Source organism: Pseudomonas fitomaticsae, assembly GCF_021018765.1.
Classification (GTDB): Bacteria; Pseudomonadota; Gammaproteobacteria; order Pseudomonadales; family Pseudomonadaceae; genus Aquipseudomonas; species Aquipseudomonas fitomaticsae.
Genome location: NZ_CP075567.1, coordinates 1,137,125 through 1,162,991 on the forward strand (window position 1 = coordinate 1,137,125; position 25,867 = coordinate 1,162,991).

At 58.4% G+C, this 25,867-nt stretch carries 21 protein-coding genes and 3 tRNA genes; 22 read left to right on the top strand and 2 right to left on the bottom strand.

Annotated elements, in window-relative coordinates:
* The first annotated feature begins 12 nt into the window (after positions 1 to 12).
* From carB to KJY40_RS04975, 3 genes are read left to right on the top strand one after another with little or no spacing between them, the layout of a single operon-like run.
* Entirely contained in the window at positions 13 to 3,234 is a 3,222-nt protein-coding gene (carB, locus tag KJY40_RS04965; RefSeq protein WP_230735366.1) for a carbamoyl-phosphate synthase large subunit, read from the top strand.
* Between the two features lie 2 nt (positions 3,235 to 3,236).
* Complete coding sequence (greA, locus tag KJY40_RS04970) at positions 3,237 to 3,713, top strand: transcription elongation factor GreA (RefSeq protein ID WP_192564950.1); 477 nt, start codon at positions 3,237 to 3,239, stop codon at positions 3,711 to 3,713.
* A gap of 28 nt (positions 3,714 to 3,741) precedes the next feature.
* Positions 3,742 to 4,146 (top strand): MFS transporter, encoded by a 405-nt coding sequence (locus tag KJY40_RS04975; protein ID WP_127796890.1) that lies wholly within the window; start codon positions 3,742 to 3,744, stop codon positions 4,144 to 4,146.
* A gap of 9 nt (positions 4,147 to 4,155) precedes the next feature.
* On the opposite strand, the gene KJY40_RS04980 is transcribed toward KJY40_RS04975, so the two are convergent.
* Positions 4,156 to 4,464 (bottom strand): YhbY family RNA-binding protein, encoded by a 309-nt coding sequence (locus tag KJY40_RS04980; RefSeq protein WP_007953753.1) that lies wholly within the window; start codon positions 4,462 to 4,464, stop codon positions 4,156 to 4,158.
* 101 nt (positions 4,465 to 4,565) lie between these two features.
* On the opposite strand from KJY40_RS04980, the gene rlmE reads away from it, so the two are divergent.
* From rlmE to KJY40_RS05070, 18 genes are all read left to right on the top strand, one after another.
* Positions 4,566 to 5,195, top strand: a complete 630-nt coding sequence (gene rlmE / locus KJY40_RS04985) for a 23S rRNA (uridine(2552)-2'-O)-methyltransferase RlmE (RefSeq protein ID WP_064382587.1) — start codon at positions 4,566 to 4,568, stop codon at positions 5,193 to 5,195.
* 202 nt (positions 5,196 to 5,397) lie between these two features.
* Positions 5,398 to 7,305 carry an ATP-dependent zinc metalloprotease FtsH gene (gene ftsH, locus KJY40_RS04990; RefSeq protein WP_011332403.1) on the top strand — a complete coding sequence of 636 codons (1,908 nt, stop codon included), beginning with the start codon at positions 5,398 to 5,400 and terminating at the stop codon, positions 7,303 to 7,305.
* An 8-nt stretch (positions 7,306 to 7,313) separates the two neighbouring features.
* Positions 7,314 to 8,165 (top strand): dihydropteroate synthase, encoded by an 852-nt coding sequence (folP, locus tag KJY40_RS04995; protein ID WP_230735368.1) that lies wholly within the window; start codon positions 7,314 to 7,316, stop codon positions 8,163 to 8,165.
* A 16-nt stretch (positions 8,166 to 8,181) separates the two neighbouring features.
* A complete protein-coding gene (gene glmM, locus KJY40_RS05000) occupies positions 8,182 to 9,519 on the top strand; it encodes a phosphoglucosamine mutase (RefSeq protein ID WP_230735370.1) in 1,338 nt (445 codons plus the stop codon).
* Positions 9,520 to 9,584: 65 nt separating this feature from the next.
* Entirely contained in the window at positions 9,585 to 10,340 is a 756-nt protein-coding gene (gene tpiA, locus KJY40_RS05005) for a triose-phosphate isomerase (RefSeq protein ID WP_007953744.1), read from the top strand.
* 4 nt (positions 10,341 to 10,344) lie between these two features.
* A complete protein-coding gene (gene secG / locus KJY40_RS05010; protein ID WP_011332406.1) occupies positions 10,345 to 10,728 on the top strand; it encodes a preprotein translocase subunit SecG in 384 nt (127 codons plus the stop codon).
* Positions 10,729 to 10,750: 22 nt separating this feature from the next.
* Positions 10,751 to 10,836, top strand: a tRNA-Leu gene (locus tag KJY40_RS05015).
* Between the two features lie 97 nt (positions 10,837 to 10,933).
* A tRNA-Met gene (locus tag KJY40_RS05020) sits at positions 10,934 to 11,010 on the top strand.
* Between the two features lie 138 nt (positions 11,011 to 11,148).
* Positions 11,149 to 11,607: a ribosome maturation factor RimP gene (gene rimP / locus KJY40_RS05025; protein WP_039769696.1), complete on the top strand. Its 459-nt coding sequence runs from the start codon at positions 11,149 to 11,151 to the stop codon at positions 11,605 to 11,607.
* Positions 11,608 to 11,654: 47 nt separating this feature from the next.
* Positions 11,655 to 13,136 (top strand): transcription termination factor NusA, encoded by a 1,482-nt coding sequence (gene nusA / locus KJY40_RS05030; protein ID WP_003221546.1) that lies wholly within the window; start codon positions 11,655 to 11,657, stop codon positions 13,134 to 13,136.
* A 27-nt stretch (positions 13,137 to 13,163) separates the two neighbouring features.
* Positions 13,164 to 15,680, top strand: a complete 2,517-nt coding sequence (gene infB, locus KJY40_RS05035) for a translation initiation factor IF-2 (protein ID WP_007953742.1) — start codon at positions 13,164 to 13,166, stop codon at positions 15,678 to 15,680.
* Between the two features lie 159 nt (positions 15,681 to 15,839).
* On the top strand, positions 15,840 to 16,241 hold the full coding sequence (rbfA, locus tag KJY40_RS05040; RefSeq protein ID WP_230735372.1) for a 30S ribosome-binding factor RbfA: 402 nt from the start codon (positions 15,840 to 15,842) through the stop codon (positions 16,239 to 16,241).
* Positions 16,242 to 16,245: 4 nt separating this feature from the next.
* On the top strand, positions 16,246 to 17,163 hold the full coding sequence (gene truB / locus KJY40_RS05045; protein WP_221615029.1) for a tRNA pseudouridine(55) synthase TruB: 918 nt from the start codon (positions 16,246 to 16,248) through the stop codon (positions 17,161 to 17,163).
* A gap of 141 nt (positions 17,164 to 17,304) precedes the next feature.
* Positions 17,305 to 17,574 (top strand): 30S ribosomal protein S15, encoded by a 270-nt coding sequence (gene rpsO / locus KJY40_RS05050; RefSeq protein WP_011332409.1) that lies wholly within the window; start codon positions 17,305 to 17,307, stop codon positions 17,572 to 17,574.
* Positions 17,575 to 17,768: 194 nt separating this feature from the next.
* A complete protein-coding gene (gene pnp, locus KJY40_RS05055) occupies positions 17,769 to 19,874 on the top strand; it encodes a polyribonucleotide nucleotidyltransferase (protein ID WP_007953735.1) in 2,106 nt (701 codons plus the stop codon).
* A 129-nt stretch (positions 19,875 to 20,003) separates the two neighbouring features.
* Positions 20,004 to 20,079 (top strand) — tRNA-Thr (locus KJY40_RS05060).
* 496 nt (positions 20,080 to 20,575) lie between these two features.
* Complete coding sequence (locus KJY40_RS05065) at positions 20,576 to 21,736, top strand: acyltransferase family protein (RefSeq protein WP_230735374.1); 1,161 nt, start codon at positions 20,576 to 20,578, stop codon at positions 21,734 to 21,736.
* 424 nt (positions 21,737 to 22,160) lie between these two features.
* Complete coding sequence (locus tag KJY40_RS05070; protein WP_085685841.1) at positions 22,161 to 22,460, top strand: DUF6388 family protein; 300 nt, start codon at positions 22,161 to 22,163, stop codon at positions 22,458 to 22,460.
* 50 nt (positions 22,461 to 22,510) lie between these two features.
* On the opposite strand, the gene nadC is transcribed toward KJY40_RS05070, so the two are convergent.
* Positions 22,511 to 23,359 carry a carboxylating nicotinate-nucleotide diphosphorylase gene (nadC, locus tag KJY40_RS05075; protein ID WP_007953729.1) on the bottom strand — a complete coding sequence of 283 codons (849 nt, stop codon included), beginning with the start codon at positions 23,357 to 23,359 and terminating at the stop codon, positions 22,511 to 22,513.
* Positions 23,360 to 23,614: 255 nt separating this feature from the next.
* Between nadC and KJY40_RS05080 the strand changes: the two genes are divergently transcribed.
* Positions 23,615 to 25,804 carry a DUF1631 domain-containing protein gene (locus KJY40_RS05080; protein ID WP_230735376.1) on the top strand — a complete coding sequence of 730 codons (2,190 nt, stop codon included), beginning with the start codon at positions 23,615 to 23,617 and terminating at the stop codon, positions 25,802 to 25,804.
* Positions 25,805 to 25,867 lie beyond the last annotated feature (63 nt).

Genomic DNA, 25,867 nt, shown 5'->3' on the forward strand with positions numbered 1-25,867 from the left:
AGTGACAAACCCATGCCAAAACGTACAGACATTAAAAGCATCCTGATTCTCGGCGCTGGCCCGATCGTTATCGGCCAGGCCTGCGAATTCGACTACTCCGGCGCCCAGGCCTGTAAAGCCCTGCGCGAAGAGGGTTATCGCGTCATCCTGGTGAACTCCAACCCGGCCACCATCATGACCGACCCGGACATGGCCGATGCGACCTACATCGAACCGATCAAATGGCAGACCGTTGCCAAGATCATCGAAAAAGAGCGTCCGGATGCCGTGCTGCCAACCATGGGCGGCCAGACTGCTCTGAACTGCGCCCTGGACCTGGAGCGCGAAGGCGTTCTGGAGAAGTTCGGCGTAGAGATGATCGGCGCCAACGCCGACACCATCGACAAGGCTGAAGACCGCTCGCGTTTCGACAAGGCGATGAAAGCCATCGGCCTGGAATGCCCGCGTTCCGGTATCGCCCACAGCATGGAAGAAGCCAACGCGGTGCTCGAGCGCCTGGGCTTCCCGTGCATCATCCGTCCGTCCTTCACCATGGGCGGCACCGGTGGCGGTATCGCTTACAACCGTGAAGAGTTCGAAGAAATCTGCGCCCGTGGTCTGGACCTGTCGCCAACCAAAGAGCTGCTGATCGACGAGTCCCTGATCGGCTGGAAAGAATATGAAATGGAAGTTGTCCGCGACAAAAAGGACAACTGCATCATCGTCTGCTCGATCGAAAACTTCGACCCGATGGGCGTGCACACCGGTGACTCGATCACTGTGGCCCCGGCCCAGACCCTGACTGACAAGGAATACCAGATCCTGCGTAACGCCTCGCTGGCGGTACTGCGCGAGATCGGCGTCGAGACCGGCGGTTCCAACGTTCAGTTCGGTATCTGCCCGAACACCGGCCGTATGGTCGTGATCGAGATGAACCCGCGTGTATCCCGCTCGTCGGCTCTGGCCTCGAAAGCCACCGGTTTCCCGATCGCCAAGATCGCGGCCAAGCTGGCCGTCGGTTACACCCTCGACGAACTGCAGAACGACATCACCGGCGGCCGTACCCCGGCGTCCTTCGAACCGTCCATCGACTACGTCGTGACCAAGCTGCCGCGCTTCGCTTTCGAGAAGTTCGCCAACGCTGACGCGCGCCTGACCACTCAGATGAAGTCGGTCGGTGAAGTCATGGCCATCGGCCGTACCTTCCAGGAATCCCTGCAGAAAGCCCTGCGCGGTCTGGAAGTGGGCGTTTGCGGTCTGGACGAGAAAGTCGACCTGAGCAATCCGGAAAGCATGAGCGTGCTGAAGCGCGAACTGACCGTGCCGGGCGCCGAGCGTATCTGGTACGTGGCGGACGCCTTCCGCGCCGGCATGACCGTCGAAGAAATCTTCGGCATGAACATGATCGATCCATGGTTCCTGGTACAGATCGAAGATCTGATCAAGGATGAAGAGAAGGTCAAGACCCTCGGTCTGTCCGCTATCGACCGCGATCTGATGTACAAGCTCAAGCGCAAAGGTTTCTCCGACCAGCGTCTGGCCAAGCTGCTGGGCGTCACTGAGAAGAACCTGCGCACTCACCGCCACAAGCTGGAAGTGTTCCCGGTCTACAAGCGCGTCGACACCTGCGCGGCCGAGTTCGCCACCGACACCGCCTACCTGTACTCGACCTATGAGGAAGAGTGCGAAGCAGCGCCGTCCGGTCGCGACAAGATCATCATCCTCGGCGGTGGCCCGAACCGTATCGGCCAGGGCATCGAGTTCGACTACTGCTGCGTACACGCGGCACTGGCGCTGCGCGATGACGGCTACGAGACCATCATGGTCAACTGCAACCCGGAAACCGTTTCCACTGACTACGACACTTCCGACCGTCTGTACTTCGAACCAGTGACTCTGGAAGACGTGCTGGAAATCTGCCGCGTCGAGAAGCCGAAAGGCGTGATTGTCCAGTACGGCGGCCAGACGCCTCTGAAACTGGCTCGCGCCCTGGAAGCAGCTGGCGTGCCGATCATCGGCACCAGCCCTGACGCCATCGACCGTGCCGAAGACCGTGAGCGCTTCCAGCAAATGGTTGAGCGTCTGAACCTGCGTCAGCCGCCAAACGCCACCGTGCGCAGCGAAGACGAAGCCGTTCGCGCTGCCGCGAAGATCGGTTACCCGCTGGTGGTGCGTCCGTCCTACGTACTGGGCGGCCGGGCGATGGAAATCGTCTACAAGGAAGAAGAACTCAAGCGTTACCTGCGTGACGCGGTGCAAGTGTCGAACGACAGCCCGGTGCTGCTCGACCACTTCCTCAACTGCGCGATCGAAATGGACGTGGATGCGGTCTGCGACGGCAAGGACGTAGTGATTGGCGCGATCATGCAGCACATCGAACAGGCGGGCGTTCACTCCGGTGACTCCGCGTGCTCGCTGCCGCCGTACTCGCTGCCGGCGCACATCCAGGACGAGATGCGCGAACAGGTCAAGAAAATGGCCTTGGAACTGGGTGTGGTCGGCCTGATGAACGTTCAGTTGGCGCTGCAAGGCGAAGACATCTACGTCATCGAAGTCAACCCGCGAGCTTCCCGTACCGTACCGTTCGTGTCGAAGTGCATCGGTGTTTCCCTGGCGATGATCGCGGCTCGCGTGATGGCCGGTAAAACCTTGAAGGAAATCGGCTTCACCAAGGAAATCATTCCGAACTTCTACAGCGTGAAAGAGGCGGTGTTCCCGTTCGCCAAGTTCCCTGGCGTTGACCCGATCCTCGGCCCAGAGATGAAGTCCACCGGTGAAGTGATGGGCGTCGGCGACACCTTCGGCGAAGCCTTTGCCAAAGCCCAGATGGGCGCCAGCGAAGTGCTGCCGACCGGCGGTACCGCCTTCATCAGCGTGCGCGACGATGACAAGCCACTGGTTGCAGGCGTGGCTCGTGATCTGATCAACTTGGGCTTCGAAGTCGTCGCCACTGCCGGCACTGCCAAGCTGATCGAAGCCGCAGGTCTGAAAGTGCGTCGCGTGAACAAGGTGACCGAGGGTCGTCCGCACGTGGTCGACATGATCAAGAATGACGAAGTCACCCTGATCATCAATACCACCGAAGGTCGTCAGTCGATCGCCGATTCCTATTCCATTCGCCGTAACGCCTTGCAGCACAAGATTTACTGCACCACCACCATTGCTGCTGGCGAAGCTATCTGTGAAGCGCTGAAGTTCGGTCCCGAAAAGACCGTACGCCGCTTGCAGGATCTACACGCAGGATTGAAGGCATGAGCATAACCAAATACCCAATGACTGTTCAGGGCGCTCGCGCCCTGGAAGAAGAGCATGCTCACCTGACCAAGGTCGTTCGTCCGAAGCTCAGCCAGGACATCGGTACGGCCCGCGAGTTGGGTGATTTGAAGGAAAACGCTGAATACCATGCCGCCCGTGAACAGCAGGGCATGGTCGAGGCGCGGATTCGTGATATCGAAGGTCGGATCCAGAATCAGGTCGTCATTGATGTCACGACCATTCCTCACACTGGCAAAGTGATTTTCGGCACGACCGTTGAAATCGCCAACGTCGAGACTGATGAGAGCGTCACTTACCACATCGTTGGTGAAGATGAAGCAGACTTCAAACTCGGCAAGATTTCGGTCGGTTCACCTCTCGCCCGTGCCTTGATCGGCAAGGAAGAGGGTGACGTCGTTGCCGTGAAAACGCCTGGCGGCGTTATCGAGTATGAGATTGTCGAAGTCCGTCACATCTGAGGGTGGGCGCCCGCTGCATGCGGGCGCAATGCTCTGGCAACTGGCCCAGATGTTGTGGGTCGGTGGCCTGTGGCTGGTACATCTGGGGCTGCGGCCGGTGCTGGGTCAAATCGGCCTGGCACCGCTGCTGATCGATGAAGTTGCAAGTACGTTTGAAGTGGCGGTGGTGGGTTTTGCCGTCGCGTGCGTGATATTTCAGGCTTTGGTGCTGTTACAGGCCGAGGGCCTTGCCAGTCTATGGCGGGATTTTCGCGGGCAGGTATTGCTGATGGCGTTGTATGCGTGTGCGATGTTTGTCGCAGTGCGTGTCGGCTGGCCGGATGCGCAGCGCTGGCAGGTGTTCAGCTTTCTTGTGTTGGGTTTTTCCGGGTTGGTGCTGGTATTGCAGCCGGTGCCGGGATGGAGTGGCAGGGTGCGCGAAGCACACCCTTGACCCTTGCCATCACTTGAAGCGATGGACGTTCGACAGCTGCTTGTTGACGCTGAAGTTCTTGCGGTAAATCAGTGCCATCTTGCCGATGACTTGAACCAGATCGGCTTTGCCGGTCTTGCACAGCTCTGCAACGGACGCCAGGCGCGCCTCGCGATCGAGGATGTTGAGCTTGATCTTGATCAGCTCGTGATCTGCCAATGCGCGTTCGAGTTCGGCTAAAACACCCTCAGTCAAACCGTTGTCAGCCACAGTCAGAACCGGTTTCAGGTGGTGGCCGATGGATTTGTACTGTTTCTTCTGCTCTGGAGTGAGCGGCATAATCTGACCCTTTCGTCTGGATTCTGTAAAATGGCGGCCATTTTACCCGAGGGCTCGTGGATCCGCCCAATTAATCACGACCCTAATCAACGAGGTGCCCAATGGCGCGTTCCAAGACAAGCCTTGGTTGGCTGAAAAGACATGTCAATGACCCCTATGTGAAGCAGGCGCAGAAGGACGGCTATCGTTCGCGCGCAAGTTACAAGCTTCTGGAGGTCCAGGAAAAATACAAACTGATCCGTCCGGGCATGAGCGTCGTCGACCTCGGCGCGGCGCCCGGCGGCTGGTCGCAAGTCACCAGTCGGCTGATCGGTGGTCAGGGGCGCCTGATCGCTTCGGACATCCTGGAAATGGACAGTATTCCGGACGTGACCTTTATTCAGGGTGACTTCACCCAGGACGAAGTGCTTGCCCGGATCCTTGAGGCCGTAGGTAATTCGCAGGTGGACCTTGTGATTTCCGATATGGCCCCCAATATGAGTGGTACGCCTGAAGTGGACATGCCCAAAGCCATGTTTCTTTGCGAGCTGGCGCTTGATCTGGCGGAGCGGATACTCAAGCCGGGCGGTAATTTCCTGATCAAGATATTTCAGGGCGAAGGGTTCGATACTTACCTGAAGGATGCTCGCAAGAAGTTCGACAAGATCCAGATGATCAAGCCGGACTCTTCTCGTGGCAGTTCTCGCGAGCAATACATGCTGGCTTGGGGCTACCGCGGTCGTAGCGAGTAAAACGAGGTTTTTTGGCGGGGTGATAGGTTTTTCGTATTTCGCCCCGCGCGCATAAGCGAATATTGTGTAGAAAGTGTTTCACAAAGGGTTACAGACGGCGCCTGCCAGAGCTGTAGGTAATGTAGTAAGTTAGGCCGGTGAATATCATGCGAAGCGCGCGCCAGTAGCGGAGCTTGCTTCAGAGGGTAGTTAATTGAACGATATGGCAAAGAATCTGATCCTGTGGTTGATCATCGCGGCTGTCCTGGTGACGGTGATGAACAACTTCTCCAGCCCTAACGAGCCGCAGACCCTCAACTATTCCGACTTCATCCAGCAGGTCAAGGATGGCAAGGTCGAGCGCGTGGCCGTCGACGGCTACGTGATTACCGGCAAGCGCAACGATGGCGACAGCTTCAAGACCATTCGTCCGGCAATCCAGGACAATGGCCTGATCGGCGACCTGGTCGACAACCACGTTGTAGTCGAAGGCAAACAGCCTGAGCAGCAAAGCATCTGGACCCAGCTTCTGGTAGCCAGCTTCCCGATCCTGGTGATCATCGCGGTGTTCATGTTCTTCATGCGCCAGATGCAGGGCGGTGCAGGCGGCAAGGGCGGGCCGATGAGCTTTGGCAAGAGCAAGGCGCGTCTGCTGTCCGAAGATCAGGTGAAAACCACTCTGGCTGACGTTGCCGGTTGCGACGAAGCGAAGGAGGAGGTGGGCGAGCTGGTCGAGTTCCTGCGTGATCCGGGCAAGTTCCAGCGTCTGGGCGGTCGCATTCCTCGCGGTGTGCTGATGGTTGGTCCTCCGGGTACCGGTAAAACCTTGCTGGCCAAGGCGATTGCTGGCGAAGCCAAGGTGCCGTTCTTCACCATTTCCGGTTCCGACTTCGTTGAAATGTTCGTCGGTGTCGGTGCCAGCCGCGTTCGTGACATGTTCGAACAGGCCAAGAAACACGCTCCGTGCATCATCTTCATCGACGAGATCGACGCCGTTGGTCGCCATCGTGGCGCCGGCATGGGTGGCGGTCACGACGAGCGCGAACAGACTCTCAACCAGTTGCTGGTGGAGATGGACGGTTTTGAAATGAATGACGGCATCATCGTCATCGCCGCGACCAACCGCCCTGACGTGCTGGACCCTGCTCTGCTGCGTCCTGGTCGTTTCGACCGTCAGGTGGTGGTTGGTCTGCCGGACATCCGTGGTCGCGAGCAGATCCTCAAGGTTCACATGCGTAAAGTGCCAATGGGTGATGACGTTGCCCCGGCCGTTATTGCGCGTGGTACTCCGGGCTTCTCCGGTGCTGACCTGGCCAACCTGGTCAACGAGGCTTCGCTCTTCGCTGCCCGTGCCGGCAAACGCATCGTCGAGATGAAGGAATTCGAACTGGCCAAAGACAAGATCATGATGGGTGCCGAGCGCAAATCCATGGTCATGTCCGAGAAGGAAAAGCAGAACACCGCTTATCACGAAGCAGGCCATGCCATTGTTGGTCGCGTCGTGCCCGAGCACGATCCGGTCTACAAGGTGTCGATCATCCCGCGCGGTCGTGCGCTGGGTGTGACCATGTTCCTGCCGGAAGAAGATCGTTACAGCCTGTCCAAGCGTGCGCTGATCAGTCAGATCTGCTCGCTGTACGGCGGTCGTATTGCTGAAGAGATGACTTTGGGCTTCGACGGTGTGACGACTGGTGCTTCCAACGACATCATGCGCGCGAGTCAGATTGCGCGGAACATGGTGACCAAGTGGGGTCTGTCGGAAAAGCTTGGTCCGTTGATGTATGCCGAAGAAGAGGGTGAAGTATTCCTCGGTCGTGGTGGTGGCGGTCAGAATGCCAGCTTCTCCGGTGAGACAGCCAAGCTGATCGACTCCGAAGTGCGCAGCATCATCGACCAGTGCTACGGCACGGCCAAACAGATCCTCACGGACAACCGCGACAAGCTCGATGCCATGGCGGATGCCCTGATGAAGTACGAGACGATCGATGCCGAACAGATCGACGACATCATGGCCGGTCGTACACCTCGCGAGCCTCGCGATTGGTCGGGCGGTACCGGTACTGGTACGCCTCCTGTCATTCAGGGCGAGCGTCCGGAAACACCGATTGGCGGTCCGGCTGCCGACGTTTAAGGTTTGAAATGACTTCTGTACAGTCCCTGACCCGGTTGCCTTGCGGCAACCGGGTTCTTGATTTGGCCCGGACGCACGTCATGGGCATTCTCAATGTCACTCCCGATTCTTTTTCCGACGGTGGCCGATACAGCCAGCTCGATGCGGCCTTGCGTCATGCCGAAGCCATGGTTGCGGCGGGTGCGACACTGATCGATGTGGGCGGAGAGTCGACCCGTCCGGGCGCGCGGGCGGTTTCTCCATTGGAGGAGCTAGAGCGTGTCGCTCCCGTCGTCGAGCTGATCAATCGCGAACTGGATGTGGTCATATCGGTCGATACATCCACTCCGGCGGTCATGCGCGAAACCGCGCGGCTGGGCGCCGGCTTGATCAACGACGTTCGTTCGCTGCGGCGGGATGGCGCGTTGGATGCTGCTGCTGCCACGGGGCTGCCTGTATGCCTTATGCATATGCTCGGCGAGCCTGGCGACATGCAGGATGATCCGCGTTACCAGGATGTCACCCGGGAAGTGGGTGAGTTTCTTGCCGAGCGCATGGTTCAGTGTGAAGTGGCAGGCATTCCTGCCGAGCGGATCATTCTCGATCCGGGCTTCGGCTTCGCCAAAACCCTGCAGCACAATCTAAGCTTGTTCAAGCATATGGAAGCCCTGCATGCGCTGGGGCGGCCTCTGTTGGTGGGTGTTTCACGCAAAAGCATGATCGGTCATGCATTGAATCGCCCTGTGGGTGAGCGTCTTTACGGTGGTCTGGCTCTGGCCGCACTGGCATCTGTGAAAGGTGCGCGTATATTGCGCGTCCATGATGTGGCGGAAACGGTGGACGTGGTGCGAATGCTCGCGGCCGTGGAATCAGCCGAATAAGAATGATGGAGCACTTATGAGCAAGAAATACTTTGGTACTGACGGCATTCGTGGTCGTGTCGGGGAATACCCGATCACTCCGGACTTCATGCTCAAACTCGGCTGGGCTGCCGGCATGGCCTTTCGCAAGATGGGCGCCTGCAAGGTGCTGGTCGGCAAGGACACGCGGATTTCCGGCTATATGTTCGAGTCGGCGCTTGAGGCCGGCCTGACATCTGCAGGTGCCGATGTAATGCTGCTTGGCCCAATGCCGACTCCGGCCATCGCCTACCTGTCGCGCACATTCCAGGCTGAGGCCGGGATCGTGATCAGCGCATCGCACAATCCCCATGACGATAACGGCATCAAGTTTTTCTCCGGCAAGGGCACCAAGCTGCCTGATGAGCTGGAGCTGATGATCGAAGAATTGCTCGATACGCCGATGACCGTTGTCGAGTCGAGCAAGATCGGCAAGGTGTCGCGCATCAATGATGCGTCCGGTCGCTATATCGAGTTCTGCAAGAGCTCCGTGCCGACCGGCACCAGTTTCTCCGGCCTGAAGATTGTCATCGACTGCGCCCACGGTGCCACCTATAAGGTTGCGCCGAGTGTTTTCCGTGAGTTGGGTGCCGAGGTCGTCGTTCTGTCGGCTCAGCCTAACGGTCTGAACATCAATGACAACTGTGGCTCCACGCATATGGGGCAATTGCAGGCGGCGGTGTTGTCCGAACATGCGGATCTGGGTATCGCCTTCGATGGTGACGGTGACCGGGTGCTGATGGTCGATCACACCGGTGCGATTGTCGATGGTGACGAACTGCTGTACATCATTGCGCGCGATCTGCATGAGCGCGGCAAGTTGCAGGGCGGTGTGGTCGGTACCTTGATGAGTAACCTCGGGCTCGAACTCGCGCTCGCAGATCTGGGTATTCCTTTCGTGCGCGCCAATGTCGGTGACCGCTATGTGATCGCCGAGCTGCTGGAGCGTAACTGGCTGGTCGGTGGCGAAAACTCGGGGCATGTCGTGTGCTTCAATCACACCACCACGGGTGATGCGATCATCGCGGCTTTGCAGGTGCTGATGGCGCTGAAGACGCGTAGCGAGGGGCTTGCTCAAACTCGCCAGGCGTTGCGCAAGTGTCCGCAGGTGCTGATCAATGTGCGTTTCGGTGGAGGCGAAAGCCCGCTGGAACACCCGGCTGTCAAGGAAGCGAGTGCGCGCGTAACCCAGGCGATGGCGGGGCGTGGTCGTGTGCTTTTGCGCAAGTCCGGGACAGAGCCGCTGGTGCGTGTGATGGTCGAAGGCGAGGATGAAACCCAGGTTCGCGGTTATGCCGAAGAACTGGCAAAACTGGTAACTGAAGTTTCTGCCTGATTCGGCTTGCCAGCCATGATTGTGTTGGGTAACATCTGCGCCCACTTTGACCGACGAGGTACAGCATGCGTCGCCCTATGGTAGCTGGTAACTGGAAGATGCACGGTACCCGCGCCAGCGTCGCTGAGCTGATCAACGGCCTTCGTCATCTGGCCTTGCCAAGCGGTGTTGATGTCGCGGTATTCCCGCCTTGCTTGTATATCAATCAAGTGATTGATGGCTTGAAAGGCAAATCGATTTCGGTCGGTGCGCAGAACTCTGCGGTGGAATCCATGCAAGGTGCGTTGACGGGCGAGATTGCGCCGAGTCAGTTGGTGGATGCAGGTTGTTCCCTGGTGCTTGTCGGGCACTCCGAACGCCGCCAGATCATGGGCGAGCGAGACGGAATGCTGAATCGCAAGTTCGCAGCGGCACAGGCATGTGGCTTGATTCCGGTGTTGTGCGTAGGGGAGACCCTGGAGCAGCGTGAAGCCGGAAAAACTCTTGAGGTTGTCGGGCGTCAGCTGGGCAGTATCATCGAGGAGCTGGGTGTCGGTGCTTTTGCCAACGCAGTGATCGCTTACGAGCCGGTCTGGGCGATTGGTACCGGGCTGACTGCGACGCCGCAACAGGCTCAGGATGTGCATAAAGCCATTCGCGAGCAGTTGGCGGCAGAGAATTCTGAAGTGGCACGAGGTGTGCGGCTTCTATACGGCGGCAGCGTGAAGGCGGCCAATGCGGTCGAACTGTTCGGCATGCCGGATATCGATGGGGGGCTCATTGGTGGAGCTTCCCTGAATGCAGATGAGTTCGGTGCGATTTGTCGCGCCGCGGGAAACTGAAAAAATGCTGGAAACAGTCGTAGTCGTTTTTCATCTGCTGGGTGCATTGGGCGTAGTTGCTCTGGTTTTGCTGCAGCAGGGTAAAGGTGCGGACGCTGGCGCGTCTTTCGGAGCAGGTGCTTCAAATACTGTGTTCGGAAGCCAAGGTTCCTCTACCTTTCTTAGTAAGTTTACTGCTATACTTGCCGCCGGTTTCTTCATAACCAGCTTGGGGTTAGGATACTTTGCTAAAGAGAAGGCTCATCAGCTGACTCAAGCAGGTTTGCCAAACCCGGCAGTGTTGGAAGTTCCAAAGCAACAACCGGCTTCTGATGATGTCCCGGTGCTTCAAGAGCAAAAGTCGGCTACTCCAGCGACTGACGTACCTCCAGCTCAAGAGCAGAAGTAAGAAGGGTTTCAAACGTAGTATTGCCGAGGTGGTGGAATTGGTAGACACGCAACCTTGAGGTGGTTGTGCCCATAGGGTGTAGGGGTTCGAGTCCCCTTCTCGGTACCAATTAGTCAGGAGAGCCCGCTGTTGCGGGCTTTCTTGCAGGTGGAAGGTTACATTGACCCTATAAGGGATCGGTCGTATACTTCCGCCCCAGCTTTGTCGCGGGGTGGAGCAGTCTGGTAGCTCGTCGGGCTCATAACCCGAAGGTCGTCGGTTCAAATCCGGCCCCCGCAACCAGTTTAAGGAGCCCCTTTTAAGGGGCTTTTTGTTAGCTGGACACTTTCAACGCCGCTGTTCGACGGCGTTTCAAGGATGGGCGTTTCGCCCATTTTTTTATTTTGCATAGCATGCACATACATGCACGAGGGGGTTCAGGTGTCGAGCAAGCTAGAAGAGTTGCAGGCCTTGCTGGCCCCGGTGGTCGTGGCCCTAGGCTATGAATGCTGGGGTATTGAGTTTTCGGCTCAAGGTCGCCACTCAATGTTGCGCGTTTATATCGATAAGGAAGGCGGCGTACTGGTGGACGATTGCGCCATCGTCAGCCGTCAGATCAGCGGTGTGCTGGATGTTGAAGATCCGATCTCCGTTGAATACACCCTTGAAGTTTCCTCGCCAGGCATGGAACGCCCACTGTTCACTCTTGAGCAGTTTGCCAAATATGTCGGTGAACAAGTGAAGATCAAGCTGCGCTCGCCTTTTGAAGGTCGACGCAACTTTCAGGGCCTTCTGCGCGGTGTAGAAGAGCAGGACGTCGTGGTGCAGGTAGATGACCATGAGTTCCTGTTGCCGATCGATATGATCGACAAGGCCAACATTATTCCCAGTTTTGACTGAGACGCGGATCCCGCGGATCCAATGGCTTGCGAAAGGCGAGGCGTACGATGAGCAAAGAAGTACTGCTGGTTGTTGAGTCGGTATCCAATGAAAAGGGTGTACCGGCAAGCGTAATTTTTGAAGCGCTGGAGCTGGCTCTGGCCACTGCTACCAAAAAGCGTTTTGAAGACGAAGTTGATCTGCGTGTGGAAATCAACCGCCACACCGGTTCTTACGAAACATTCCGTCGCTGGACGGTCGTCGAAGAGAATGATCTCGATGATCCGGCCATCGAAACCTGGCCGAGCAAGGTTGCTGAAACGCACCCAGGCGCCAAGGTTGGCGACGTCGTTGAAGAAAAGATCGAGTCCATCGAGTTCGGCCGCATCGCTGCGCAGACCGCCAAGCAGGTCATCGTGCAGAAAGTGCGCGAAGCCGAGCGCGCTCAAGTGGTTGACGCTTATCGCGAGCGCCTGGGAGAAATCATCTCCGGCACCGTGAAGAAAGTGACCCGCGACAACGTGATCGTCGACCTGGGTAATAACGCTGAAGCGTTGCTGGCCCGTGAAGACATCATCTCTCGCGAAACCTTCCGTGTCGGCGTGCGTCTGCGTGCGCTGCTCAAGGAAATCCGCACCGAGAACCGCGGCCCTCAGCTGATCCTGTCGCGTACCGCGCCGGAAATGCTGATCGAGCTGTTCCGTATCGAAGTGCCGGAAATCGCTGAAGGTCTGATCGAAGTCATGGCCGCATCCCGTGATCCGGGCTCGCGTGCCAAGATCGCTGTCCGCTCCAAGGACAAACGCATCGACCCGCAAGGCGCGTGCATCGGTATGCGCGGTTCGCGCGTCCAGGCCGTGTCGGGCGAGTTGGGTGGCGAGCGTGTCGACATCGTCCTGTGGGACGACAACCCGGCCCAGTTCGTGATCAATGCCATGTCGCCGGCAGAAGTGGCGGCCATCATCGTTGACGAAGATGCCCATGCCATGGACATCGCCGTTGGCGCAGACAATCTGGCTCAGGCCATCGGTCGTGGTGGTCAGAACGTGCGTCTGGCGAGCCAGCTGACTGGCTGGACCCTGAACGTGATGACCGAATCGGACATCCAGGCTAAGCAGCAAGCGGAAACCGGCGACATCCTGCGCAACTTCATCGACGAGCTGGAAGTCGACGAAGAGCTGGCTCAGGTGCTGGTCGACGAAGGCTTCACCAGCCTGGAAGAGATTGCCTACGTACCGTTGGAAGAAATGCTCAACATCGACGGCTTTGACGAAGACATCGTCAACGAGCTTCGCGCTCGTGCCAAGGATCGCTTGTTGACCAAAGCCATCGCTACTGAGGAAAAGCTGGCAGACGCCCATCCGGCCGAAGACCTGCTCTCGCTTGAGGGTATGGACAAGGATTTGGCGATGGAACTGGCGGTGCGCGGCGTAATTACCCGCGAAGACCTGGCCGAGCAGTCTATTGACGACCTGCTCGACATCGACGGCATTGACGATGATCGTGCCGGCAAGTTGATCATGGCCGCCCGAGCCCACTGGTTCGAGTAATTAGGCGCGGCCTGAGGAGAGAAGTGCATGACGCAAGTCACGGTGAAACAACTGGCCGATGAGGTCAAAACACCGGTAGAGCGCCTGTTGCAGCAGATGCGTGAGGCAGGTCTGCCGCACACCGCCGCCGAAGAAAATGTGACTGACAGTGAGAAGCAATCCCTGCTGACCCACTTGAAAAGCAGCCACAAGGCGAAAGTGGAAGAACCACGCAAGATCACGCTGCAGCGTAAAACCACCAGCACCCTGCGTGTGGCTGGCAGCAAAAGCATCAGCGTTGAAGTCCGCAAGAAGAAAGTTTTCGTACAGCGTAGCCCGGAAGAAATCGAAGCCGAGCGCAAGCGTGAACTGGATGAACGTCGCGCAGTAGAAAATGCTGCCCGTCAGAAGGCTGAAGAAGAAGCCCGCGTTCGCGCCGAAGAAGAAGCGCGTCGCCAGCCTGCTGCGCCGTCCGCTCCTGCCGAAGCCGTCGCTGCACCTGCGCCAGTGGCCGAACCCGTGCGCGAAGCCGCGCCGGTTGTGGCTGCTGCGCCGGCTGCCGACACTCGCAAGCGTGACGAACAGCGCCGTCCGGACAAACCACGTGCCGACGACAACAACCGTCGTGGCGGTGGTGATGGCGAGCGCAAAAACGCTCCGCATCGCGCATCGGTCAAGGAAAAGGCTCCGGCTCCACGTGTGGCGCCACGCACTACCGACGAAGAAAGCGATGGCTTCCGTCGCGGCGGTCGCGGCAAGGCCAAGCTGAAGAAACGCAACGCCCACGGTTTCCAGAGCCCGACCGGCCCTGTCGTGCGTGAAGTGAAGATCGGCGAAACCATCACTGTTGGCGATCTCGCTCAGCAGATGTCGGTAAAGGCTGCCGAAATCATCAAGTTCATGTTCAAACTGGGTACTCCAGCGACCATCAACCAGGTGCTTGATCAGGAAACTGCTCAACTGGTAGCCGAAGAACTGGGCCACAAAGTGACCCTGGTCAGCGACACCGCCCTGGAAGATTCCCTGGCCGAGTCCCTGAAGTTCGAAGGTGAAGCGGTTCCTCGTGCGCCGGTTGTGACCGTAATGGGTCACGTTGACCACGGTAAGACCTCGCTGCTCGACTACATCCGTCGTGCCAAGGTAGCTGCTGGCGAAGCCGGCGGTATCACTCAGCACATCGGTGCATACCACGTTGAAACCGAACGCGGCATGGTCACCTTCCTCGACACCCCTGGTCACGCCGCGTTTACCGCCATGCGTGCCCGTGGTGCCAAGGCGACCGACATCGTGATCCTGGTGGTTGCGGCGGACGACGGCGTGATGCCACAAACCATCGAAGCTGTTCAGCATGCTGTTGCTGCTGGCGTTCCGCTGGTGGTTGCGGTGAACAAGATCGACAAGCCGGGTGCAGATCTCGATCGCATCCGTAGCGAACTGTCGGCCCACGGCGTGACCTCTGAAGACTGGGGTGGCGACACTCCATTCGTACCGGTCTCCGCGAAGATGGGTACCGGCGTCGACGAACTGCTCGAAGCTGTATTGCTGCAGGCTGAAGTTCTCGAACTGACCGCCACTCCTTCGGCTCCTGGCCGTGGTGTCGTGGTTGAATCGCGTCTCGACAAGGGCCGTGGCCCGGTGGCAACTGTTCTGGTTCAGGACGGTACGCTGCGTCAAGGCGACATGGTGCTGGTCGGCTCGAACTATGGCCGCGTGCGCGCCATGCTCGACGAGAACGGCAAGCCGATCAAGGAAGCGGGCCCGGCCATTCCGGTCGAGATCCTCGGCCTGGACGGTACGCCTGACGCTGGCGACGAGATGAGCGTGGTTGCCGACGAGAAGAAAGCCCGTGAAGTGGCTCTGTTCCGTCAAGGCAAGTTCCGCGAAGTCAAACTGGCTCGCGCTCACGCCGGCAAGCTGGAAAACATCTTCGAAAGCATGGGTCAGGAAGAGAAGAAGACGCTCAACATCGTCCTCAAATCCGACGTCCGTGGTTCGCTGGAAGCTTTGCAGGGCGCTCTGAACGGCCTGGGTAACGACGAAGTGCAAGTGCGTGTGGTCGGTGGCGGTGTCGGTGGTATCACCGAATCCGATGCCAACCTGGCACTGGCTTCCAACGCTGTACTGTTCGGCTTCAACGTGCGTGCCGATGCCGGCGCACGGAAGATCGTCGAGCAGGAAGGTCTGGACATGCGTTACTACAACGTGATCTACGACATCATCGAAGACGTCAAGAAAGCCCTGACCGGTATGCTTGGCAGCGACGTTCGCGAGAACATCCTCGGTGTGGCCGAAGTCCGTGACGTATTCCGTTCGCCTAAGTTCGGCGCCATCGCCGGCTGCATGGTGATCGAGGGTACTGTTCACCGTAACCGTCCGATCCGTGTACTGCGTGAAGACATCGTTATCTTCGAAGGCGAGCTGGAATCCCTGCGCCGCTTCAAGGATGACGCTTCCGAAGTACGTGCCGGCATGGAATGCGGTATCGGCGTGAAGAGCTACAACGACGTCAAAGTCGGCGACAAGATCGAAGTCTTCGAGAAGGTTCAGGTTGCTCGCAGCCTCTGACTCGCGCACTTCAAGGGCCACGTCGGGCCGCCGCATGCAAGTGCGCGGCACGGCGTCAGGACTCTAAACGCAACGCCCGGTCTGGCTTTTGTCAGGCCGGGCGTTTGCCGCTTTCAGACCTTGCGGGTTTCGCCGCTGGGCAGTAACAGGTAACAAATCATGGCAAAAGAATACAGCCGTACCCAACGTATCGGCGATCAGATGCAGCGTGAGCTGGCCCAACTGATCCGTCGTGAAGTCAAAGACCCGCGCGTCGGCCTGGTCACCATTACCGCTGTGGAAGTCAGCCGTGACGTCGGTCACGCGAAGATCTTCATCACCGTGATGGGGCAGGACAATGCCGAAGACATCGCGCAAAGCATCAAGGTGCTCAATGCTGCCGCCGGTTTCCTGCGCATGCAGCTGGCCCGCGAAATGAAGCTGCGCAGCGTGCCGCAATTGCACTTCCACTACGACGAAAGCGTTGTGCGGGGTGCGCACCTGTCGGCCCTGATCGAGCGCGCCGTGGCTGAGGACAATCAGCACGTGGCTGCGGCAGCACCCGAAGACACCAAGGAGTAACTCGGTGGCTCAGGTCAAACGTATCCGTCGTAACGTCAGCGGCATCATCCTGCTCGATAAGCCGCTGGGGTTTACCTCCAACGCCGCGTTGCAGAAGGTTCGCTGGTTGCTCAACGCCGAGAAGGCCGGTCACACCGGCAGTCTCGACCCACTGGCCACCGGCGTTCTGCCGCTGTGCTTTGGCGAGGCGACCAAGTTCTCGCAGTACCTGCTCGATTCCGACAAGGGTTACGAAACCCTGGCGCAACTGGGCAAGACCACCACCACGGCGGACGCCGAAGGCGAGGTTTTGCAGGAGCGTCCGGTGACCGTTGGTCAGGCCGACGTTGAAGCGGTTCTGCCGAAATTTCGTGGGCAAATCAGTCAGATACCGCCTATGTACTCCGCTCTCAAGCGTGATGGCCAGCCGCTGTACAAGTTGGCCCGTGCAGGCGAAGTAGTGGAGCGCGAACCGCGTTCTGTTACTATTGCGCGCTTGGAATTGCTGGCCTTCGAAGGCGATACTGCGCGTCTTGCGGTGGATTGCAGCAAGGGCACCTATATTCGCACCCTGGTGGAGGATATCGGTGAGCAACTCGGTTGTGGTGCGTACGTCGCTGAACTGCGTCGTACCCAGGCCGGGCCTTTCACCCTGGCGCAGACCGTGACCCTCGAAGAGCTGGAAGCGGTACATGCCGAAGGCGGCAACGAAGCGGTCGACCGCTTCCTGATGCCATCGGACAGCGGCCTGCAGGATTGGCCGTTGCTGCAGTTCTCGGAAGCGAGCGCGTTCTACTGGCTCAACGGCCAGCCGGTACGTGCCCCGGATGCTCCGAAGTTCGGCATGGTGCGGGTACAGGATCATAACGGTCGCTTCATCGGTATCGGTGAAGTGAGCGAAGACGGGCGCATCGCGCCGCGTCGACTGATTCGGTCAGAATGACCGGAATCCGGTCTGTGTAACAGCAGGCCGGCGAGTGTGGCTGTCAACAGGCACGGTCACTACTCATTTATAGATACAGGGATTTGTCCCTGGCCTGTTGAAACTGTTTTTGAAACAGTTTCCTGATAAAAGGATTGCCTCATGGCTCTCGACGTTCAAGAAAAAGCTCAAATCGTTGCCGACTACCAGCAAGCTGTTGGTGACACTGGTTCGCCAGAAGTGCAAGTTGCACTGCTGACCGCCAACATCAACAAACTGCAAGGTCACTTCAAGGCCAACGGTAAAGACCACCACTCCCGTCGTGGTCTGATCCGCATGGTTAACCAGCGTCGCAAGCTGCTGGACTACCTGAAAGGCAAGGACGTGAGCCGTTACAGCGCTCTGATCGCTCGCCTGGGTCTGCGTCGCTAATCAGCGATTGCGCTATGAGGTTGGTTGTCTGTCAGACGTCAGCGGGTTTCCGCCGGCGTCCGGCAGGCTCCCAGCCTCAAGTTTTATCTGGATGCACGTTTTACCCTGGACAGGCGTCGGGCCGATTCCCGGCATTGCCCAAGAATTTCGCAAGAAACCAGTTCCCCCAAGAGCCACAAAGAAGGTAGGACACCGTGAACCCGGTAATCAAAAAATTCCAGTTCGGTCAGTCGACCGTTACCCTCGAGACTGGCCGTATCGCCCGTCAGGCCTCCGGCGCAGTATTGGTCACCGTTGACGACGACGTCAGCGTATTGGTGACCGTAGTCGGTGCCAAGCAAGCCGATCCGGGCAAGGGCTTCTTCCCTCTGTCCGTTCACTACCAGGAAAAGACCTACGCTGCCGGCAAGATCCCTGGCGGTTTCTTCAAGCGTGAAGGCCGTCCTTCCGAGAAAGAAACCCTGACTTCCCGACTGATCGACCGTCCGATCCGTCCGCTGTTCCCGGAAGGTTTCATGAACGAAGTGCAGGTTGTCTGCACCGTCGTTTCCACCAGCAAGAAGACCGATCCGGACATCGCTGCGATGATCGGTACCTCGGCTGCCCTGGCGATCTCCGGCATTCCGTTCGACGGCCCGATCGGCGCCGCCCGCGTTGCTTTCCACGAAAGCACCGGCTACCTGCTGAACCCGACCTACGAGCAGCAAGCTGCCTCGAGCCTGGACATGGTTGTTGCCGGTACTTCGGACGCCGTGCTGATGGTTGAGTCGGAAGCCAAAGAGCTGACCGAAGACCAGATGCTGGGCGCGGTACTGTTTGCTCACGACGAGTTCCAGGTCGTAATCAACGCCGTTAAAGAACTGGCTGCCGAAGCGGCCAAGCCAACCTGGACCTGGGCACCTGCTCCAGAAGCCACCGAGCTGCTGGCCGCTATCCGTTCCGAGTTCGGCGAAGCGATCTCCCAGGCTTACACCATCACCATCAAGGCCGACCGTTATGCGCGTCTGGGCGAGCTGCGTGACCAGGTCGTAGCCAAGCTGTCCGGTGAAGAAGGCCAGCCTTCGGCTTCCGACGTCAAAGCCGCTTTCGGCGAAATCGAATACCGCACCGTTCGCGAAAACATCGTTAACGGCAAGCCACGTATCGACGGTCGCGACACCCGCACCGTACGTCCGCTGAACATCGAAGTCGGCGTTCTGCCGAAGACCCACGGTTCGGCACTGTTCACCCGTGGTGAAACCCAGGCTCTGGTCGTCGCGACGCTGGGCACTGCCCGTGACGCGCAACTGCTGGACACCCTGGAAGGCGAGAAAAAAGACCCGTTCATGCTGCACTACAACTTCCCTCCGTTCTCGGTGGGCGAGTGTGGTCGCATGGGTGGCGCCGGTCGTCGTGAAATCGGTCACGGCCGTCTGGCCCGTCGTTCGGTTTCGGCGATGCTGCCAGCCGCTGACGTGTTCCCGTACACCATCCGTGTGGTTTCGGAAATCACCGAATCCAACGGTTCGAGCTCGATGGCTTCCGTTTGCGGCGCTTCCCTGGCCCTGATGGACGCTGGTGTTCCGATGAAGGCACCGGTTGCCGGTATCGCCATGGGTCTGGTTAAAGAAGGCGAGAAGTTCGCCGTCCTGACCGACATCCTGGGTGACGAAGACCACCTGGGCGACATGGACTTCAAAGTAGCCGGTACCGCCAAAGGTGTGACCGCGCTGCAGATGGACATCAAGATCAAGGGCATCACCGAAGAGATCATGGAAATCGCTCTGGGCCAGGCCCTGGAAGCGCGCCTGAACATCCTCGGCCAGATGAACCAGATCATCGGCCAGTCGCGTACCGAACTGTCGGCCAACGCTCCGACCATGATCGCGATGAAGATCGACACCGACAAGATCCGTGACGTTATCGGTAAAGGTGGCGCGACCATCCGTGCGATCTGCGAAGAGACCAAGGCTTCGATCGACATCGAAGACGACGGTTCGATCAAGATCTTCGGCGAAACCAAGGAAGCCGCTGAAGCAGCACGTCAGCGCGTTCTGGGTATCACCGCAGAGGCCGAGATCGGCAAGATCTACGTCGGCAAGGTTGAGCGCATCGTCGACTTCGGCGCATTCGTCAACATCCTGCCGGGCAAGGACGGTCTGGTTCACATCTCGATGCTGAGCGACGCTCGCGTAGAGAAAGTGACCGACATCCTGAAAGAAGGCCAGGAAGTGGAAGTGCTGGTACTGGACGTGGACAACCGCGGCCGTATCAAGCTGTCCATCAAAGACGTGGCAGCCGCCAAGGCTTCGGGCGTTTAATCACCCCGTAGTCCTAGCGCAATGAAAATGCCCCGCCGTGAAAACGGCGGGGCATTTTTTTGTCCGTGAAATATCGAGTCATTCGGCGAAGTTGCCGACCTGCATGAGCAGTGCTAGGTTTAGCCCACCGCCCGTGTAGCTCAGCCGGTAGAGCAGCGCACTCGTAACGCGAAGGTCGCAGGTTCGATTCCTGTCTCGGGCACCACATCTGCTTTCACCGTCTTTCATTTCGGCTTCAGCGATGGGAACTCGGACAACTGGTTCCGCACCGAAAACTGCGCGTTCTACAACAGCATGGGCGTCCTCATTCAGGGAATTGCATCGGGATCAACGAAGGTCGTAGTTGATTCTTGCAAGTTTGATGGGAACGCAACTAGCGATGTATTTATTTTCAATAACTCCAAGGCCTGCAAGGTCGTTAACAATCACTTCTCAAAATAAATGGCCAGAACCGGAACAGCATTCGAAGTCTATGGTGCAACGACAGGCACAGATTTAACTTGCTGATCGCAAACACGTTTGCGGGTACACGTTACAACGCAACAATAGGTGCTGGTTCGTTTGCAACGGGCAACCTTTTCTCAACCGGAGTAAAAAACAGCGTAGGCGGGTGGTCGGCGGTCGATTGTTTTTGTCGCCCGCCGCCTATCCCGAATGTACAATTTCTGAAATTTTGACTGTGTTCTGAGGATTGGCGCACGATGGGGTATGTAAAGGAGCACTGGAAGTACCTGACCGGTGCAGGCGGTTATCCAGGGATCGATTTTCTGAGGGCATTGGCGGTCATGCTGGTGGCCGTCTACCATTTCCAGATGTTGCCGATGGGATGGATCGGGGTCGACATCTTTTTCGTGATCAGTGGTTTTCTGATCGGGGGTATCATTCTCGACAAGGTCAAGGCGGGTAATTTTGACTTTGTCGACTTCTACAAAAAGCGCGCTCTGCGCATATTGCCAATCTATTACTTCATCATGCTGCTGTGCTTTGTTTTCAAAGCAGGTGGTGTGTTTGACTTTGCAGGGATCAAAAGCATTCTCTCCGGAATGTTGTTCCTGCAAACGACCGGCCCTTATTTCTTTCCGGGTTTCTTTACCGTTAATGATGCATACATTCCGGGTGGTTCATGGAGCCTCGTAATTGAGGAAATGTTCTATCTGGTCGCGCCATTGGCAATTGTTCTTCTGTCGTTCATTTCCGGAAAAAGACTGTGGTTCATTATCGCCGCTCTGGTCGTCGCGTTTATATCGGGTATCGCTACAAGAATCGCAATGACGTCAGGCTTCATGCCTGATGATTCGAGCTGGCACTTCGCAAGTTTTATTCAGTTCCACTCCCGCTACGACGAGCTGGTCATCGGCGTTCTGGCTGCTGCCTACCTTCGATTCGCCCGCGACGTGAAGGCCCAGTCTGCGTGGTGGATTGCTGCGGCGCTGACACTGATCTTCCTGTTCCTGATGTACATTTTTGGCAAGCCCGAGTTCCTGGCGAAGCCTTTCCTGATGACGCGGGACACCATCTGGTTGCCAACGCTGCTCGGCGCAATCGGTGCGTGCCTGGTGCTGGGCATTTACTGGATGCCGCTGCAAGCGAAGCCGATCGTTTTTCTTGCTCGACTCTCCTACCCGTTGTACCTGGTTCACATCTTCTTCCTCGAAATGACGAACCGATACAGCCAAGTGGGGATCTTGAAGTGGATGCTCGACGCCTTCACGCATCACGGCCGATCCATGGTGCTGATCGCCGTCTGCGTGTTCCTGTCTTATTTGGTGTCGCTGCTGGTGGAGTACCCTTTCATTCGGATGTACAAGACGAAGAAGGCTCCAGCCGCTGCCGATCAGAAAGCTGAAGTGGTTGCTGCCTGAGGTCAGAAGCTGTTCAATGGAAAGCCCGCATTGCGCGGGCTTTTTTTGGTCCCAGCAAACTGCCCAGCGTCAGCGAAAAGGTACATTGTCTAGTACGCTGGTGCCGATGACTTTCGTAGATGCCCAGTAAACACTGGGTCAAGCAGCTTAAGTTGGGTTCCTGTCTCGGGCACCATTTCGCTTTTCCCTTCTTCTTGCTCCCCCCTCGAAATCCGGTTTTATGTTCCGCAGGTCAACTTTTTGTGGGAGAGATGTAAAGTCCCGTGTAATTCGCTCGCCAAACGTCCTATATTCGTTGTCTGCATGAGCATCGCCCAGCAGTTTTCAGATGATCCCGAATGGTTCCGAAGGCCGGACAATCCGCGTCAGAGAGATCCTTGATGATCCACATCCATCTTCCATTCTTATGATCAGCGAGAACGCCATGACCGAGTTAACTCAAGAGCAACGCCACGAACAAGCGCTGGAAAAGTACAAGCTTGATGCGCCTGAGCTGATGGACGAGATCAAGGATCTGAGTCCCGATGATCAGAAGGATCAGATCCAGTGGGCGTTCGAAGACGAAGCCGAAGCCCAGGGCCTGCAACCTTGGGAATTGACCCTCAAGTACACCAGCACGCCCGAGGAGTTCGAGGCCAAGCGCCTGGAACTGCACAAGGAAGCGGCCGAAGTGTTGGGCGTCGAGTGGGATGAATACTGCGAGATGAACAATCTGGTGGTCTGAAACAAAAACGCCAGCCTCGAAAGGCTGGCGTTTTTTATTGCTTGGCCGACTCAGATGCTCAGGCGCATCGACAGGTCCACGGCCTTCACATCCTTGGTCATCGCGCCGATCGAGATGTAATCCACCCCGGTCTGTGCGATCGGCAGCAGCGTGCTTTCGTTGATGCCGCCACTGGCTTCCAGTTTTGCCTTGCCGCCGTTCAGGCGCACGGCTTCGCGCATGTCATCGAGGCTCAGCTCGTCGAGCATGATGATGTCGGCACCGGCGGCCAGCGCTTCTTTCAGCTCTTCCAGACTTTCCACTTCGATTTCCACCGGTTTGCCCGGGGCGATCTTGTGGGCAGCGGCAATGGCCTGCGGGATGCCACCGCTGGCAGCGATGTGGTTTTCCTTGATCAGGAACGCGTCGTACAGGCCGATGCGATGGTTATGGCAACCGCCGCAGGTGACCGCGTATTTCTGCGCCAGACGCAGGCCCGGCAGAGTCTTGCGGGTGTCGAGCAGTTTCACCGACGTCTCGGCGACGAAGTCTGCCAGGTACTGCGCGCGGGTCGCCACGCCCGACAGCAATTGCAGGAAGTTCAGCGCGCTACGTTCACCGGTCAGCAGCGAGCGAGCAGGGCCTTCCAGATGAAACAGCGGCTGATTCGGCGAAACCCGTTCGCCATCGCGCACCTGCCAGTGCACCGCCACCCGTGGATCGAGCTGGCGGAACACCGCATCGACCCACGCCGTGCCACTGATGACGGCAGCGTCGCGGGTGATGATGGTGGCTTTGGCCAGGCGTTCGGCCGGGATCAGTTGCGCAGTGATGTCGCCGCTGCCGATGTCTTCGAGCAGCGCACGGCGCACGTTGGCTTCGATTTCGGCGGTCAAATCGGCGAGACGTAGATTCGGCATAACGGGCTCCACAAACTAAGTGGCCCGATTATAGGGGCATGGCGTCGGCCAACCCAAGGCGAGAACTGCCACGCAGCGCTGCATCCGGTCGATTTTCTTTGAGCAAACCCGTTTCCGTCGTGGTCACTGCAAGGTGCCGGCGCATAGGGGAAACCCTGACAGCTCTGGCGCCGGGGACATCTTTTGCAAGATAATCCGCCTTGCATTTGACGCCATGACTTTGACGTCGGCAAATCACCGTTTCAGGAGGCTTGGATGCACAACGACGGGAATGTAGTGCCTCTGCACAAGGCCACTACCGATCAGGCGACTCACTCGCCGCTCGCCCGCCTGCCTGTGATTCTGCTTCAGGTTCGCGACAAGGCCGCTCAGCGCCTGCGCAACGGTTTGCAGGAGCTGTTCGATAACGCCGACGACACCCTGTTCGAGATGGCCGACCGTGCACGCAACGACGTCGAGCAGAACATCTTTTTCGAGGCCATGCGCGACCTGCGCCTCAAGCGCAAGAACATCGAGCGCGGTTTTCTCGAGCAATTCTTCGAAGCCTTTGTCGGCCTCACTCAATTCGATCCCGTCCCCACCGTCCTCTCTCATGCCTTGCAGAATGAGGACAGCACCGCGCGCACCGACGACATGGAGCGCAACGTCGCGGTCGAAACCATGGTCGGCCGCGTGCTGAATCGCGACGGGTTCGCCCTCGACCAACTGACCGCGCGATTCAATGCGCTGTTGGGCAAGACCCTGGACGATCAATACAACCCGCTGGGCCCGGCGATGCTTTGCGAATACTTCCTGCAAGCGGGGCGCAATCTGGGGGTGGAGATCAAGGTCAAACTGATCCTGCTCAAACTGTTCGAGCGGTATGTGCTGGCCGATACCGATCAACTCTACGCCGAAGCCAATCAACTGCTGATCGCCACGGGCGTGTTGCCCGAGCTAAAGCCGGCACCGGCCCGTCGCGCCATCGATCAGGCCGTGGCCAGCGTGCAGAGCGAATTCGAGGGCGTCGACAAAACCCAGACCGATGCGGGCGTGCAGGAGGTCTTCGCCGCGTTGCAGGAGTTGCTGCTGCACGTGCGCGGCACGGTTGCGCCGACCCTGGAACCCAGCGCTCCGGCGCAGCCGATTTCCACCCGCGACCTGCTGCGCCTGCTCTCGCACCTGCAGCAATACGTACCGGCGCTGGCGGTGCAGGACGATTTCGATCTGCGCCATCAGCTTGAACAGCTGCTGACCCGAGTGAGCGTACGCAGCGGCAAATCACGAATCGTCGGCGGGGCTGACGAGGACGTGATCAATCTGGTGGCCATGGTTTTCGACTGCATCCTCGATGACCGCAACCTGCCGGACTCGCTCAAGGCGCTGATCGCCCGGTTGCAGATACCGATGTTGAAGGTCGCGGTGATCGACAAAAGTTTCTTCAGCCGCAGCAGCCACCCGGCGCGGCGCCTGCTCAATGAAATCGCCGAGGCGGCGATGGGCTGGGGCGAGTGCGACGGCAATGCGCGCGACAGCCTGTACCTGCGCATCGAGCAAGTGGTGCAGCGCCTGCTGACGGATTTCGTCGATGACCCGGCGATTTTTTCCGAGTTGCTGGCGGACTTCCTCGCCTTCACCAGTGACGAGCGCCGTCGCAGCGAATTGCTCGAACAGCGTTTGCGCGATGCCGAAGAGGGCCGGGCGAAAACCGAACTGGCCCGCCAACGGGTCGAGCAGGCGCTGAATCAGGCGTTGCTGGGCAAAATCCTGCCACCGTCGGTGGTGACGTTCGTGCAGGAGGCCTGGAGCAAGGTGTTGCTGCTGACTTGCCTCAAGCACGGCGATCAGTCTGCCGAGTGGCAGGCCGACGTGCAGACCATGGAGCAATTGATCTGGAGCGTGCAGCGTCACGATGACGCCGAAGCCGGTCTGCGTCTGCTGGCGCTGGTGCCGGGGTTGCTCAAGTCATTGCGCGACGGCCTGAGCAGTTCGGCCTTCGATCCGTTTGCCACCAGCGGCTTTTTCAGTGAGCTGGAAGCGCTGCATGTGCGCCTGCTCGAACCGTCCAGCGAGCCGGATCAGACCGCACTGCCGGAAATGATTGAGGTGTCGCAGGCGATTGTCTTGCAGATGGCCGACGACGGCCTCCAGCCACGCACGCCGGCGCGTTTGCCGGCCGACGACGCCGGTTTGCGTCAGGTCGAACAGTTGCGCCTGGGCAGTTGGGTGGCGTTCGAAGAAGACGAAGAACACACCCTGCGCTGCAAACTGGCGGCGATCATCGAGGCCACCAACAAGTACGTGTTCGTTGACCGCACCGGGATGAAAGTGCTGGAGCGCGACCGCACGGAACTGGCCCTGGCGTTTCGTCGCGGCGCGGTGCGGGCGCTGGACGACACCTTGCTGTTCGACCGGGCGCTGGAGTCGGTGCTCGGCAATCTGCGGCGGCTCAATCGCGGCAAGTGATCGCGCGCCGGGGGCCGATCACGGCATACTGGTCGCCAACACAGTCGGCGTTGAAGGAATCGG